The 13,608-nt window shown below is 61.5% G+C and carries 14 protein-coding genes; 10 read left to right on the forward strand and 4 right to left on the reverse strand.

Features of this window, described 5'->3' with window-relative positions; translation table 11 throughout:
• Nucleotides 1-81 precede the first annotated feature (81 nt).
• Complete coding sequence (locus ATE70_RS22745) at nucleotides 82-1,323, forward strand: tyrosine-type recombinase/integrase (protein ID WP_030541452.1); 1,242 nt, start codon at nucleotides 82-84, stop codon at nucleotides 1,321-1,323.
• Between the two features lie 70 nt (nucleotides 1,324-1,393).
• Here ATE70_RS22745 and ATE70_RS25010 read toward each other — a convergent pair whose 3' ends face one another.
• The gene (locus ATE70_RS25010; RefSeq protein ID WP_058799921.1) at nucleotides 1,394-1,702 is read right to left on the reverse strand and encodes a hypothetical protein; all 309 of its coding nucleotides are present in this window, start codon (nucleotides 1,700-1,702) and stop codon (nucleotides 1,394-1,396) included.
• Between the two features lie 187 nt (nucleotides 1,703-1,889).
• Between ATE70_RS25010 and ATE70_RS22750 the strand changes: the two genes are divergently transcribed.
• The 5 genes from ATE70_RS22750 to ATE70_RS22770 all read left to right on the forward strand — a co-directional run bounded on the left by ATE70_RS22750 (nucleotide 1,890) and on the right by ATE70_RS22770 (nucleotide 8,340).
• Entirely contained in the window at nucleotides 1,890-2,900 is a 1,011-nt protein-coding gene (locus ATE70_RS22750) for a site-specific integrase (protein WP_058539819.1), read from the forward strand.
• Between the two features lie 207 nt (nucleotides 2,901-3,107).
• A complete protein-coding gene (locus tag ATE70_RS22755) occupies nucleotides 3,108-4,178 on the forward strand; it encodes an AAA family ATPase (protein ID WP_054590513.1) in 1,071 nt (356 codons plus the stop codon).
• Nucleotides 4,084-6,597, forward strand: coding sequence for a S8 family peptidase (locus ATE70_RS22760; protein ID WP_231732812.1), 2,514 nt, complete (start codon nucleotides 4,084-4,086; stop codon nucleotides 6,595-6,597). The genes ATE70_RS22755 and ATE70_RS22760 overlap by 95 nt, the downstream gene beginning before the upstream one ends.
• Before the next feature lie 29 nt (nucleotides 6,598-6,626).
• Nucleotides 6,627-7,220, forward strand: coding sequence for a hypothetical protein (locus ATE70_RS25015; protein WP_156419805.1), 594 nt, complete (start codon nucleotides 6,627-6,629; stop codon nucleotides 7,218-7,220).
• A 49-nt stretch (nucleotides 7,221-7,269) separates the two neighbouring features.
• Nucleotides 7,270-8,340 carry a DUF6988 family protein gene (locus tag ATE70_RS22770; RefSeq protein ID WP_058801147.1) on the forward strand — a complete coding sequence of 357 codons (1,071 nt, stop codon included), beginning with the start codon at nucleotides 7,270-7,272 and terminating at the stop codon, nucleotides 8,338-8,340.
• A 31-nt stretch (nucleotides 8,341-8,371) separates the two neighbouring features.
• On the opposite strand, the gene ATE70_RS22775 is transcribed toward ATE70_RS22770, so the two are convergent.
• On the reverse strand, nucleotides 8,372-8,596 hold the full coding sequence (locus ATE70_RS22775; protein ID WP_058539808.1) for a hypothetical protein: 225 nt from the start codon (nucleotides 8,594-8,596) through the stop codon (nucleotides 8,372-8,374).
• Nucleotides 8,597-8,772: 176 nt separating this feature from the next.
• Between ATE70_RS22775 and ATE70_RS22780 the strand changes: the two genes are divergently transcribed.
• Nucleotides 8,773-9,558: a hypothetical protein gene (locus tag ATE70_RS22780; RefSeq protein WP_058539809.1), complete on the forward strand. Its 786-nt coding sequence runs from the start codon at nucleotides 8,773-8,775 to the stop codon at nucleotides 9,556-9,558.
• Nucleotides 9,559-9,568: 10 nt separating this feature from the next.
• On the opposite strand, the gene ATE70_RS22785 is transcribed toward ATE70_RS22780, so the two are convergent.
• Both ATE70_RS22785 and ATE70_RS22790 read right to left on the reverse strand, forming a co-directional pair.
• On the reverse strand, nucleotides 9,569-10,228 hold the full coding sequence (locus tag ATE70_RS22785; RefSeq protein WP_058539810.1) for a hypothetical protein: 660 nt from the start codon (nucleotides 10,226-10,228) through the stop codon (nucleotides 9,569-9,571).
• 30 nt (nucleotides 10,229-10,258) lie between these two features.
• The gene (locus ATE70_RS22790) at nucleotides 10,259-10,468 is read right to left on the reverse strand and encodes a hypothetical protein (protein ID WP_058539811.1); all 210 of its coding nucleotides are present in this window, start codon (nucleotides 10,466-10,468) and stop codon (nucleotides 10,259-10,261) included.
• Between the two features lie 112 nt (nucleotides 10,469-10,580).
• On the opposite strand from ATE70_RS22790, the gene ATE70_RS22800 reads away from it, so the two are divergent.
• From ATE70_RS22800 to ATE70_RS22810, 3 genes are all read left to right on the forward strand, one after another.
• Nucleotides 10,581-11,752, forward strand: a protein-coding gene (locus tag ATE70_RS22800; RefSeq protein ID WP_156419806.1) for an IS3 family transposase whose coding sequence is annotated in 2 segments (ribosomal slippage) — nucleotides 10,581-10,845 and nucleotides 10,845-11,752 — 1,173 coding nt in all. Because the reading frame shifts where the segments join, the coding sequence is not laid out codon by codon here.
• Nucleotides 11,753-11,772: 20 nt separating this feature from the next.
• Nucleotides 11,773-12,936: a DUF3363 domain-containing protein gene (locus ATE70_RS22805; protein WP_269433480.1), complete on the forward strand. Its 1,164-nt coding sequence runs from the start codon at nucleotides 11,773-11,775 to the stop codon at nucleotides 12,934-12,936.
• A gap of 77 nt (nucleotides 12,937-13,013) precedes the next feature.
• Nucleotides 13,014-13,598, forward strand: a complete 585-nt coding sequence (locus ATE70_RS22810; RefSeq protein WP_058457583.1) for a TetR/AcrR family transcriptional regulator — start codon at nucleotides 13,014-13,016, stop codon at nucleotides 13,596-13,598.
• Nucleotides 13,599-13,608 lie beyond the last annotated feature (10 nt).

Genomic DNA, 13,608 nt, shown 5'->3' on the forward strand with positions numbered 1-13,608 from the left:
TCGGCGAAATCGGGGTTATAGTCCCCCGGTATGCGCGCCAAATCCGTCCTGTCGATCGCTGCACAGACAGAGCGTCTGCCCATGCCCAAGCGCTCGGTTTCCGCGGAGATCGTGACGATCCTGGCACCCGGCGAGGCGCCGCTGCCCCAGCGGCGGTCGGGCGCCGCGCAAGATCGCGCGGTCCAGCTCGTCGAGTTGCTTCAGGAGCTGACAGGCGAAGGCGCCAGCCTGGTCGAACTCAACTTCCAGAAGAGCATCGAGGCGCGGGCGCCCGCCAGCATCAAGGCGCTCGCGGTCGATCTCGATTGCTACGCGCGCTTCTCGGCCGAGCGCGGCGGGATCGGCCTGCCCGCCGACGAAGCGCGGCTTGTCGCCTATATTGACTATTGCGAGGCGCGGCGGCTCAAGCCGGCGACCGTGTCCCGGCGCCTGTCCTCGCTGGCGGTGGCCCATCACCTTCTCGACGTTCCATGCCCCGTCGGTGCCGTCGTGGTCCGCGATGCGCTGCGTGGGCTGCGGCGTCGGGCCGGAGTCCGGCAGCGCCAGGCCGGCCCGTTGCGGCTCGGCGAAGGGATCGGGCGGGAAGCCGTCAGGGGGTTCACGCTGTCGGTGCTGCTCGAGGCGTGTGGGCGCGACGTCGCTGGCCTGCGCGACGCGGCGATCCTGTCGCTCGGCTATGATGCGGGTTTGCGCGTATCGGAGCTGGTGGCCGTCGCCGTCGAATTGATGGAAGCGCAAGAGGATGGATCGGGGCTGCTCGAGGTGCCCCACTCGAAAACCGACCAGGAAGGGCAAGGGGCCTGGGTGTGGCTGTCGCCCGACACGATGCGGCGTGTCGCTCTTTGGCGCGAGGCCGCATCAATCCGCGCGGGCGCCTTGTTCCGCCGCGTAGCGGTGATCCGGACCAAACCCCGCGAAGCGCGCCGGGCGCTCGCGATCGAGGATCTGGCCTATCATGCCCGGGTCGATCGGGAACGCATGGCGGCGCGGCCTGCGCGCGCGGCCACGGTGACCTACGGAATTGGCGAGCGCGCGCTGACGCCGGCGGCGATGCGGCTGATCATCAAGCGCACGGCGCTCGCCGCAGCCGACCAGGGCCTGGTCGATCTCATGGGCGCCGATCTCGACCATGCGATCGATGCGCTGAGCACGCATTCGTTGCGCGTCGGCCTGACCCAGGATCTGTTCGCCAATGGCGAGGATGCGGGACCGATCGCGCAGGCATTGCGATGGACCTCGACCGCCACTGCACTCCGCTACGGCCGCAAGCTCGCTCCGTCGTCCAACGCGGCGGCGCGTATGTTGAAGGGTGTCAGGAAATAACGCCGGTGCAGAGAATTTTGTCGGTCAGGTGAATTGGCGTGGGGTGTCGGATGCAGTGTTCTTTGTCCGTTCACAAGTGACTTTTGGCGGCCATGACCAGCTTGGCGGCATGGGCGAGGGGAGGGTGACCTCGCCGGCTGATCCACGATAAAAACTGGCGGCGTTCTTCGGAATACCACGAGCGCATAAGCTCGTCTGCCTCGAGCCCCGGATTGTGTTCAATTCCAATATTATCAAACGGATAATCGCGCACATGCACGCGCCAGAGGCGCCTGAGTGAGGCCAGCGCAAGGCATTCGGACAGCTCGGGTGAGATGAAGGGGAGGGCGCCTTCGATGCGGGCAAGCGTCAGTTGCCAGGGTGCTGGGGCGGATACCATCGGCCAGATAGTATATAAATGGCTTAAAAAGTATACCCAGCTTGTACGGTGCTTTTGCTGTCCGATAAGAGCCCTTCACGGACGATAAGGCATTCTATATAAAGCAGCCTGAATTGGCCGCGATGACGTCCGCGCCCAACGCAGGGATAGGGCACACCAGCGGCAATGAAGCTTGAGGAGTGTCGCCGTGGACGATGACAGCAGCAGGGCTTTGGGGCTTTCAGATGAAGTCGCGCTTTCGCCGCTGGGGAATGCGATCCCGCCGCAGCTCGCAGCTGAGATCGAAGCGGCGCGCTCGTACCGGGCGCGATCCAAGGCGGCCAACACTGTGCGGGCCTATGACAGTGACTGGCGGCAGTTCGAGGAATGGTGCTGGACGCGCGATCTTGAGCCTATGCCTGCCATGCCGGAGGCAGTTGCCACATACCTTGCCTGGCTGGCGCAGGCGGGGAGGGCGGACAGCACCATCGGGCGGCACCTTGCCTCCATCGCCTGGCACCACAGGCAGGCAGGACAGGTTGCGCCCCAGCACCGCGATCCGCGCGCAGTAATCGCCGACACACTTGCTGGGATCCGGCGTGAGCAACGTGCTCGGCCGACGCGCAAGAAGAGCGCAATTCTGGCGGCCGATCTTGCGCGGATGATTGCAGCTGCCGAAGGCCAGAGTCCGCGAGCGATCCGCGACCGAGCGGTCATGGCACTGGGGTTGGCGGCGGCGCTCCGGCGTTCCGAACTTGTCGCGCTACAGCTGGCTGACCTTGAGCTGGTGCGGGAGGGTCTCAAATTGACGATCCGGCATTCGAAAACCGACCAGGAGGGCGCAGGGCAGGTCATCGCGGTGCCTTCTGGTAAGGTGCTAAAGCCCGGCGCGCGCCTCAACGAATGGCTCAGCGTTAGGGGAGGGGAGGCTGGTCCTTTGTTTTACCGCACCGACGCACAAGGTATGATGACCAAGGAGCCCATGTCGGATCGCTCGGTTGCCCGCCTGATCCAGCGTTACGCTGAAAAGGTTGGGCTCGATCCTGCCGCATTCGGTGCCCACTCGCTACGCTCAGGGTTCCTGACCGAGGCAGCCAAGGCGGGGGCCTCATTGCCGAAGATGCAGGAGGTATCGCGGCAGAAAAAGGTCGAGGTGCTGCTTGGCTATGTCCGCGACGCAGCGCTGTTCGAGAACCATGCGGGTGAGAGATTTCTGTAGAGAATCTGGGCTATGGGATGCTGGCTTGCTCCACGATGGTCCCTGGTTTCAGGTACCCTTACGGAGCGTCACATATGGCAGAGGCGTTTTCGTGCTAGGTCTGCTAGAGCTGGACCTCGAATAATTGATTACACCGCAGGAAAATTTCATTAGATTCCCTAGGTAGTCCATTTTGATCCTGCCGCTTGAGTGACTGAAACATAGAAAATGGCCCGCGCTGATCATCTCGTCTCGCTCGTTCGCGCCAGCGTTGCTGGCGACCGTGAGACGTTGCGCGCAGCGGCCGAGGCCATTGCCGCGGACGAACGAGCCAAAAATCACCACATCGTTGCAGATCGCATCGAACGCGCACTAAGCACCGTGCCGGTAACGCCGCCGCCTCTCACGACCTCCCAGCCTCAGGTCGGGCCAGGTCGAGACACGATCATCGAAATCGAAGCGCGGGTTAGATTTGATGATCTGCTCCTTTCGTTGCCAGCGCGCGAGAATGGTCGTCAGCTGATCGAAGAGCACATGCGTGCTGATGTTTTGCGCGCACATGCCTATGAGCCACGGCATCGGATTCTGCTTTCCGGGCCTCCTGGAAACGGGAAGACGTCCTTTGCTGAGGCAATCGCGGAAGCGCTGGGCTTACCATTCTTCGTGGTGCGTTATGATGCTTTGATCGGCAGTTACCTTGGTGAGACCAACGCCCGTCTTCGCAAACTGTTCGATTATGTGCGCACACAGCCGAGCGTCCTATTTTTCGACGAGTTTGATGCTATCGGTAAAGAGCGTGGCGACACCCATGAAACCGGCGAAATCAAGCGCGTGGTCTCGTTCTTGCTCATGCAACTCGATCAATTGCCGCCGTATGTCATAGTTGTTGCGGCTACCAATCATGCAGAGTTGCTTGATCGCGCGGTATGGCGTCGCTTTCAGATGCGGTTAGCTTTTCCACAGCCCGATCGCAAACTGCTCGAGGTGTTTTTGGACAGGGTCATCTCTGGCTGGCCTGAAACTCCGCGCATGACTGTACAGAAGCTCGCGACCCGCCTTGGCGAAGTAAGTTATGCTGAAGCGCTCGACCTGTGCCAGAATGTGAGGCGCAGGCAGATATTGGGTTTGGGGGAGATTGGGATCGATGATGCGCTCGAGACAGAGCTTGAACTATGGAAATCGCGCGTACGGCCCGGGAATGTAGATGGCGAGCGATCCAACCAAGCCCCTGCTGAGGCTGACGCCAGACCAATCAAGACAACGCCCCGCCGGTCAGCAAAAATTTCCCCGACCACCTGAATCTTTCCCTCGGGATCGCCAGCAAGCCACATTTGCCCCAAAATTCGACCGCCTGGCCCAGGCTTTGGCGCGAGATCCGGGCGGTCTCGAACTGCGTGCCGATCCGGCTGCCCTGGCACCGGAGAGATTGCTCGTCTTCGAAGTCCGTGGCTCGGTAAACAATTTTGCCGCAGCCGTTCAGCGCGTGCCCGGCCTCGAACTGATCGACGAGGAGGAGTTAGGCAGCGACGACGACAAGGAGCCCGTTGCCTACCTCCTTGTTCCGGACGCACGCGCGCTCGCAGAACTGCTCTCTCTTTGGAGGCGCTGGAACGCCGATCAACTGCAATTCGGGGAGACGCCGTGGCGTGGCGTGTTCGAACTGCTTCGCGATCTGCGACCATGGGGGCCTCAGGACAGGGTCCAACGAATCGACGCCAGTTTTCTCGCCGAGGAGATCGAGGAGCGCGGCGAGGACGAGCTTGTCCCGCTGGAGATCGAATTGATCTACCGAGCCTCTGAGGTTCAGGCCCAGGCACGGGAAGATGAAGTGCGCGCGGCAGTGACCGCACGCGGCGGGCAGATCATCTCGCGTGCCCGGCTGCCCGAGATCGCCTATCATGCCCTGCTCGTGGATTTGCCGGTACGCGCGATCCGGGAGATCATCGATCAGGCGGAAGGCGGCATCGCCAGCCTCGAGCCTGTCATGCACATCCGCCCGCAAAGCCTAGCGACGACGATCGAGATCGAGGACGTCACAGACGCCGGCACCGCTGCTGCGGTCGGCAACCTGCGCGAACCGATCCTGGCCCTGCTCGACGGAGTTCCAGTCGCCGCACATCCGCTGCTCGCCGCTCATCTGGTCGTGGATGATCAATTCGATCTCGAACCCCATGCCCCCGTGGACCAACGCGTCCATGGCACTGCGATGGCGTCGCTCCTCGTGCATGGCGACAGGAACAATCCCGCACCGGCATTGCCGCGGCGCATTCATGTTGTTCCGGTGATGGGTGCTGGGGATCGCTTCCCGGCACGACGGCTTGTCGTCGACATCATCTTTCTCGCCATTAGAGCGATGCGAGAAGGCCCGGATGCAACGGCGCCGGGCGTGCTGATCGTCAATCTCTCGCTTGGCAACGAGCGGCGTCCCTTTCAGTCGTCGCTGTCGGCATGGGCACGGCTGCTGGATCGACTGGCGTACCGATACGGCATTCTGTTTCTGGTGAGTGCTGGTAATGTGAGGGAGACCTTCGGCGTCCCAGCCTTCGCGACCGGCACGGCTTTCGAAGACGCTGACGCCGCCGCTCGCTGTGACGGCACGCTGACCGCGATCGGCAATCTGATGGCTGACCGGCGTATGTTTTCGCCGTCCGAGGCAATCAACGCGGTGACGGTCGGCGCGTCCAATGACGATTGGGTGTCGGCTGCGGACCGCCGCGCCGCCCGCACCATCATCGACCCCTTTCCGGGCATTCGTGCCGCCAACCCGTCGAGCGCTCTCGGCCCTGGATTTGCCCGATCAGTCAAACCTGACATTTTGATGCCGGGAGGTCGCGAGCACCTCCGCCAGATGCGGACCGACGGTCATGTCTTCGTCAGACCGGCGCCCTCAACGCGCCCCGCTGGCCTCAAAGTGGCGGCGCCTCGTACCGGCGCCTTCGGGGTAGCCGAAGGCTATTCGGGCGGGACCAGCGGCGCGACCGCGCTGGCATCACGCACATGTCATCGAATCCACGACGCACTGGAGGCAGCGTATCCGGATTTTGCGGGCCTGCCCCACATTCAGCGGGCGGCCCTGCTCAAGGCGCTGCTTGTCCATCCCGCCCGCTGGCCCGATGACATTGCTGCACGGATCAAAGCGATCATCGGTCCGGTCGGCGGGCATCACAGCCACATCAAGGACAATATCAGGCGCTTCCTGGGATTTGGCTATGTCGACGCCGAAGACGCGGTAGCGTGCGCGGAGGACCGCGCGACGTTCTGGGCGGTTGGAGAACTTTCACGCGACCGTGTCACCACTGTCCGTGTCCCCATACCGGCGGTCATGAGCGGTCAGGCCCGGCCCCACAGCCTGTCGGCGACGCTAGCATGGTTCACACCCGTGCAACCGGGACGCAAGAGCTACCGATCCGTTCGCCTCAAGCTGCTCGATCCAGCAGAAGCCGGCACTTTGGGCGTTTCTCCGCGTAGCCTTCAACCTGACGGCAATCAGACTAATCGCGGCACCATATTCATGCGTTGCTGGGAAGGTGACAAAGCGCCGGTCGTCGGCCCGGATATGACGATTGACCTCGTTGTGCAGCGCGATCCAGATCCGGGCACTCCGATAGATGAAGCTGTACCATTCGGTCTCGCGGTCACTGTCGCCATGCCCGGCATCGTCGGTCTCTACACGCAGGTCGCACAGCGCCTCGGCATCGCGCCGCGTCAGCCGGTCTGAGGCTCGCTTTTCTTCGGGATGTTGCAACCATGAACGTCAAAAGGAAGCCTGCCAAAGCCGAGCGACCAACATCGAAAATGCGCGCGTTGTTCCGCGAGGCCGCGCGCGAAATTGTCGCCCGGGATCGCGAGGCGCGTAAAGGGGGGCGCACGCAAAATACGATTGGCGAGATCGAGCGCGCAATGGTGAAGGCCTATGTCTGCGGACAAGAAGCCCTGTTGAACAAGCGCGAGGGGTTGCTCCCTTCGGCCAATGCTTTGGTCGACTGGTTGGAAATTCCCCCTCGGGCAAGGGAGACGCTGAGCTTCCTGACAATCTGTTTTTCTCACCGCTGGTCGACTGTACGGGGCGAAGCGTCTGCTCCGACCAGAATTCCGAGCGAAATTGAGTTATTCATCGAGAATGGTCGCAAGCGATGGACAATCGTAAACGGTGAAACGCGCAGCGAAAGATCGGTTGCCGACGGCAGTGTCGCGCCATTGGTTCGCCTCGGGCTGCTCGCGGCAAGCTCCGATTATGCCGACCGCTATGTTCTCACAGCATCTGGCATAGCTGCTGGTGAAGAGTACTGGCGCAGGTCTGATGCTGGTGATCCCACACTCCCACGCGAAGGAATGCGGTGACATTAACCTTTCAATGACCCCAGCCACAGGCGGTGGGAAAGAAACAAACATGGAAACGAGTACAAGCTCGGAAAACGTTCGGACGGCCATCTCAATGGCGCAGGATGATTTGGCATGGATTCGCGCCAGCCTCGAAGGCTTGGAGATCAAAGGCGATCACAGGCATCGCATTCCTGGCCAACTCTTCGATCTGTCGATCGAGCACCATGCTGGCATTATCACACTGATATCGATGGCCACTTATGCAAGTGCATTCGCCCTCGTCCGATGTGCCTTCGAGTGCTTCGTGCGCGGGGCCTGGATTCATTACTGCGCTTCGGAACAGGAGATAGAAGCGTTCGTCGAAAAGGATACGATCGCGCCGAAATTCGGTGATCTAATCAAGGCGATCGAGGAGCGCCCAGAATTCTCGGTCAAATTTCTTTCGACGGTGAAGCAAAGCGCATGGAGTGCGATGAACGGCTATTCGCAGAGCGGCAGCTTCAGCCGGAGCGAAGGGTACTCGGAAAAGGCCTTTTCCCGTGAACAGGCTCTTGAGGACGTTCGGCGGATTGATAAGCGCATTGCGGCGATCGACGAGGTCTCGAAATCCCTCAGCAGCAACACCTCAAGTAGGGATGGCTATGGGTCCAATCTCTCCTTTGACCTCAGCCAGATTATCGCAAGCCGGTACCAGGAAAAGGCTGGTGAACTGGGTCTGACGGCACCGAGTCTGGCCCGTACTGATCTTAGCCCCCAGGAGCAGGCGACTGCTGAAGTGGTCGCTCGGGCGATAATCTCCGACTATTACGATCAGCGGGTGGCGCCGTTCAGCGATCTGATACCAGAATCTGGTTCGCTTGTGGGCAATGTCTCAGGTCCGGGCTCATTTACCGAAGCAGACTTACGCGGACAGGGTCCCCGTCGTTCAGCCGGGTCACCGCGCAATCTTGTCGAGGGGGCGTCAGACAGCGCGATCGGCAATCGAATTGAGGAAGGCGGTCAGTCTCTCGGACAGCGTTATGAGACCAATGTCACGCGATCCGGCCAGCGCCGTCAGGATTTTCAGCAGGATCGCAAAGGCGAGGACGGTGCCGACGATCGCTTCAATGAGCGCTTCTATGATCGTGATCAGCGGTGACCTTTTAAACCCAACCGCTATTCCGGAAAGGCTACCAGCTAAGGACGGCCACGATGAGGAAGGCAATCGAAAGAGCCAGTGCAATCAGCGAACCACCCTTCGAAGGCTTCCCTCCGTAGGTGAGATACTCTTCCGGGCTCTTAGGGTTGCCGAAACGGCCAGGGAGATCAGTTGGGGATGCGCCGCGTGAGATATCGCCAGTGACGACAGCATAAGTGATCGGATCCATGTTCGATCTGTTGTTGAAATCGTCCATCGGGGTTCTCCTAGCCTTTCCGTAGCGTTTTTACGCCAAAAAGACAATCATAGGATCAACGCTGCGAGGGGTTAGGAGTCGATTGCCGATTCGATTTGTATCAGCGATTGCGTGGGGTGCCAGAATCATACCAGAAGGGGAGCGGTTGCGCTGAATTCAAGCGAGCCGTTGAGAGCATGTTATCGAAGACTGACGCGACCTATCTCGATCTTCGAGAGCGCATTCTATTTGGCGAGCTCAAGGCTGGAGCACCGTACTCTGCCCAGGACATGGCTGCCTACTACGGGCTTCATATCAATATGGCGCGCAGGCTGCTGGTCGCCTTGAAGGTCGGCGGCTATCTTACCCGCTCGGGCACGTCCTATGTCATCTCAACATTCTCGCAGAGCCAAGTTGAGGAATGGCGCCTTTCGTTGGGCGCAATCGTCGAGATCGGAGCAGTACGGTTGGCGCAGTCCGGGGGTGGAACTCTTGGCCCGCTTGCGGCATTCATCGACGAACGCATTCGAAACGTCCCTGTGAAACACGAGGATTTTTTTCTTGGTGCCATGGGGCTGACGCATATCGTCCTGGGTGGCAAGGAAAGCACCCTTGCCAACCTTGTCTCGCAATTCATCCCCCAGGCGTTTTTCCGCCTCCTTTGGATGGCAGATTCTTATGCTGTCCGCACAGGATTTCTAGTGGAGGCGAGCGACCAGTTTCTTGGATCTGCCAGGTCAGGCGACCTTGCGGGCGTTCGCGCAGCTAGCCGGATCTTCTTCGATGGCATCGCCCCTTCGCTCCAGACGCTCATCGAAAAGATGGGCGAGGGCATCTATCCGGTCAACGACCGCCAGGATGGGTTTCAGACGATCGAGGACAACATAGCCGGGTATCCAACCTATGCGGGCAGCTCCCGCACATTCACGCCGATTATAGAGCCTTTGGAAGAGGTCGGTCAGGTAGCCCTGCCGCTTTGCTGAGTGAGGCCTCCTACGCGATCACGGGCTCTCTCGGGTGGAGCCGCATGGCGACAGCTTCGGCTGCACAGTCCCGCGGTTCGGGCGTCCCGATGAGGTCCACAATGACATTAGCTGAACGTTTCATGCCCTCGAGGTCGGCAGCCTCAAGTCGAGCCGCAACTGCATAGGCGACCGCCAAACTGGCGTGTTTGACGTAATCTTCCATGAGGCGAAGCTCGCCGGTGGCGCTGACGATCGCCAGCATCATCCTGTTATGAGCAAGGCTCGTCCCAATCGTGTCCCCGCCATCCGCTTCTTCGAGGAAGTTCTCAGCCAAGGCGCGGATAACAGGTAGTGCCGGCGCGCAGTCCATGGACGACAGCCTGATGATTGCCGCGGCTTCGATTGCCGCTAGTTCGGCTATCTTATCATCGAGTTGCTTGCCGCTGGGCTGGTACCATTTGAAACGGGCCCAGTCCGTCTTAATGAAACCGGTGCTCCGCAGTTCCGCAAATGCGGCGGCACCCCAGTCTGCGTCCATTCCCACGATCGCGGCAAGCGAAGCTGGGTCAGTGCCCTCATATCCGAACTTGGAACTGATGCTGCAGCGCCGAATTTGCTCCATGCACGCGTCAGGGCTGATCGCCATCCGCTTGGCAGCTTCCTGGTAGAGCTCAATCCGTTTCGCCATGCGGCAATAGTAGCATGACGGCAATTCTCATCAATCGGCCTTTGGCCAATCGCCTCCGTGTACCTCACGCTCGTATTTCGAAATACGCTTCCATGCGATGGCGATTTCGTCAAATCCATCGTTCGAGAACAAGCGTTCGCACAGGCGGTCGATTTCGTGCGGGTCGTTAGGCAAGCTCTCGTCCTCACGGTACTTTGCGACCGCGTCCATTACTTTCAGAGCGTCGTCGTAGTTTGCCATTCGGTGCTCGTTTCGACCCTGTGATCGGTCGCATTGCTGTGGACCGTATTGATCTGCCCCCTTCTGAGTGGTCCAAAATTGATGATATTTTGGATTACGAAGGAGACATGGAATGCCGAGCAAGAAGCATCGCCCGGAAGAGATTATCGGCAAGCTGCGTGAAGCGGAGGTTGTGCTGGCGCAGGGCGCGACGACCGCGGAGGCGTGTCGGCGGATCGCGGTCAGCGAGCAAACCTATTATCGGTGGCGTAAGGAATATGGCGGCCTGAAGACCGATCAGGCACGTCGGATGAAGGATCTGGAGAAGGAGAATGTGCGGCTTCGCCGTGCGATCTCGGACCTGACGCTAGACAAGCTGATATTGCAGGAGGCCGCCCGGGGAAACTTCTGAGCCCCGCGCGCCGAAGGCGCTGTATCGATCACATCAGAATGATGATGCCGGTGTCCGAGCGACGGGTCTGCCGCGTGCTCGGGCAACATCGATCGACACAGCGCAAGGTGCCTCGCGGGGCCGATGACGAAGCAGCTCTTACCGCGGATATCATTGCGCTGGCGCGGCAATATGGTCGTTATGGCTATCGCCGAGTGACGGCGTTGCTGCGCAATGCAGGGTGGCATGTGAACCGCAAACGGGTCGAGCGCATCTGGCGACGCGAGGGGCTCAAGGTGCCGCAAAGGCAGCCGAAGCGCGGGCGGCTCTGGTTGAACGACGGATCATGCATCCGGCTTCGGCCGGAATATCCCGGGCACGTCTGGTCCTATGACTTCGTCGAGGGTCGCACCCACGATGGTCGCAAATACCGCATCCTGTCGATCATCGACGAGGCGAGCCGGGAGTGCATGGCGTTGCCCGTGGCGCGTAAGCTGAAGAGCGACGATGTGCTGGCGGCGCTGGCCGAACTGTTCGTCACGCGCGGTCCGCCCGCGCATATCCGGTCCGACAATGGCCCGGAATTTATCGCGACGGCGGTGCAGGAATGGCTGGCGAAGGTCGGCGTGAAGACGCTCTACATCGCCCCCGGATCGCCATGGGAGAATGGATACTGCGAGAGCTTCAACGGGTCGCTGCGCGATGAACTGCTCAATGGCGAGATCTTCTACTCGCTCGCCGAGGCCCGCATCCTGATCGAAGCCTGGCGGCGACATTACAACACAGTCCGGCCGCACAGCTCGCTCGGGTATCGGCCACCGGCGCCAGAGGCCGTTCCATCGCCAGTGTTGCCCTCCGGTTCCGCTTCGCTCCACCTACGGCCAACACTGGCGATGGAGGCGCGAATGCACTAACAATCCACCCGGACCACTCGGTGGGGGCCGGTCATTCGGACCTGGTCATCTCGCGCGACTACATAAAAGAGGGCATGCGCGACCGGGCGCGCGACCTCATCACCCACGAGTTGGGGCCGCGCACCGATCAGGAGATCCGGCGCACCCTCGAACGTCAGATCGACGCCGATCGTTGGACCAATCTCGATCGCCAGTTCGCCCGCGATGCCTATCGCACCGGCGTCATCGATCTCGCACCGCATGCCGATCGCCGGCCAGACGAATTCCGCGCGCTCAAAGTCGGGCGGCTGCGCAAGCTCGAAGGGCTCGGCCTCGCCGATGAAATCGGCCCCGGCCAGTGGACGATCTCCGAGAAGGCCGAGGCGACGCTGCGCGAGCTGGGCGAGCGCGGCGACATCATCAAGCGCATCCATCATGGCCTGACCGAGCGCGGCATCGCACGCGGCACCGCGAGCTACGTGCTCGCGTCGGAAAGCCTCAACGATCCCGTCATCGGCCGCCTGGTCGCGCGCGGGCTCGACGACGAGCTGAAGGGCACGGCGTTCGCCGTTGTCGACGGCATCGACGGCCGCACCCATCATATCAAGCTGCCCGACCTCGACGCGGCCGGCGACAGCGCGCCGGGCTCGATCGTCGAGCTGCGCAAGTTCGACGATGCGCAGGGCCGTCGTCGCGTCGCGATCGCCGTGCGCTCCGATATCGACATCGAGCGGCAGGTCACCGCGACCGGTGCGACCTGGCTCGACCGGCAGGCCATCGCCCGCGAGCCCGTGGCGCTCGGCGGCGGCTTCGGCGCCGAGGTGCGCGACGCCATGGATCGCCGCGCCGAGCATCTCGTCGGTCAGGGCCTCGCCGAGCGCCAGAAGCGCGGCGTCAGCTTCCAGCCCGGACTGATCGACACGCTGCGCCGGCGCGAGCTGGAGGCAGTTGCCGCCCGCATCACCGCCGAGACCGGTCGACCCCAGGTCAAGTCGGAGGCCGGCGAGTACGTCACCGGCACCTATCAGCGGCGCCTCACGCTCGCGACCGGCCGCTTCGCCATGATCGACGATGGCCTGGGCTTCAGCCTTGTGCCTTGGACACCATCGATTGAAAAGCAGCTCGGCCGTCACGTCTCGGGCGTCGCCCGCGGCGACGGCGGCGTCGACTGGAGCTTCGGCCGGCAGCGGGGAATCGGCCTCTAGGGAATTGACGTCGCTCGCCGATGAAAGTCATGCGAGCCGTTATTGACTGATCAGTGCATAACGGTTAAACCGCGTTCATGGCCAGACCGCGAGAGTTCAATCGGGAAGTCGCCCTGAAGGAAGCCATGAAGGCCTTCTGGGCGAAGGGCTATGCCGCCACGTCGACGGAAGACCTCATCCAAGCAATGGGAATTGGGCGGCAGAGTCTTTACCACGCCTTCGGCGACAAGCGACGGCTCTATGTGGAAGCGCTCGAGACCTATCAGCGAGAGACGACGAGCGGCCACCTGAAGCGGCTGAACGGCGCCATTTCACCACTAGCCGGCGTCCGCGATCTGCTCATCGGACTCATCGACGAGGACGACAGGCTCAGGACGATGGGCTGCATGGGTGTCAATTCGGTCGGCGAATTCGGGGCATCCGATCCCGAACTTCGCGAACTAAGGACCAAAGTCGGGATGGCCATCAACAAGCGGCTTGCCGAGCGACTCAGCGAAGGTCAGGCGAATGGAGAGATCGACCCCACCTTCACCCCCGGGGAAGCAGCGAATTTCATTCAGTTGACCATGGCGGGAATTCAGCTTGCCGCGCGTGGCGGCGGTGGCTTGGAGGAACTACGCCGCATGGCCGACTTCGCCACCGACCGCCTGCGATCTCACTAGGGGATCGGCA

The organism is Sphingopyxis sp. H053 (assembly GCF_001468225.1).
Lineage (GTDB): Bacteria > Pseudomonadota > Alphaproteobacteria > Sphingomonadales > Sphingomonadaceae > Sphingopyxis.

Bases quoted from the DNA above. Each gene is read 5' to 3' on its own strand.
- ATE70_RS22810 (WP_058457583.1), top strand. From the start codon at position 13,014: ATGGCCAGACCGCGAGAGTTCAATCGGGAAGTCGCCCTGAAGGAAGCC.
- ATE70_RS25010 (WP_058799921.1), bottom strand. From the start codon at position 1,702: ATGGTATCCGCCCCAGCACCCTGGCAACTGACGCTTGCCCGCATCGAA.
- ATE70_RS22790 (WP_058539811.1), bottom strand. From the start codon at position 10,468: ATGGCAAACTACGACGACGCTCTGAAAGTAATGGACGCGGTCGCAAAG.
- ATE70_RS22775 (WP_058539808.1), bottom strand. From the start codon at position 8,596: ATGGACGATTTCAACAACAGATCGAACATGGATCCGATCACTTATGCT.
- ATE70_RS22770 (WP_058801147.1), top strand. From the start codon at position 7,270: ATGGAAACGAGTACAAGCTCGGAAAACGTTCGGACGGCCATCTCAATG.
- ATE70_RS25015 (WP_156419805.1), top strand. From the start codon at position 6,627: ATGAACGTCAAAAGGAAGCCTGCCAAAGCCGAGCGACCAACATCGAAA.
- ATE70_RS22785 (WP_058539810.1), bottom strand. From the start codon at position 10,228: ATGGCGAAACGGATTGAGCTCTACCAGGAAGCTGCCAAGCGGATGGCG.
- ATE70_RS22780 (WP_058539809.1), top strand. From the start codon at position 8,773: ATGTTATCGAAGACTGACGCGACCTATCTCGATCTTCGAGAGCGCATT.
- ATE70_RS22760 (WP_231732812.1), top strand. From the start codon at position 4,084: ATGGCGAGCGATCCAACCAAGCCCCTGCTGAGGCTGACGCCAGACCAA.
- ATE70_RS22745 (WP_030541452.1), top strand. From the start codon at position 82: ATGCCCAAGCGCTCGGTTTCCGCGGAGATCGTGACGATCCTGGCACCC.
- ATE70_RS22755 (WP_054590513.1), top strand. From the start codon at position 3,108: ATGGCCCGCGCTGATCATCTCGTCTCGCTCGTTCGCGCCAGCGTTGCT.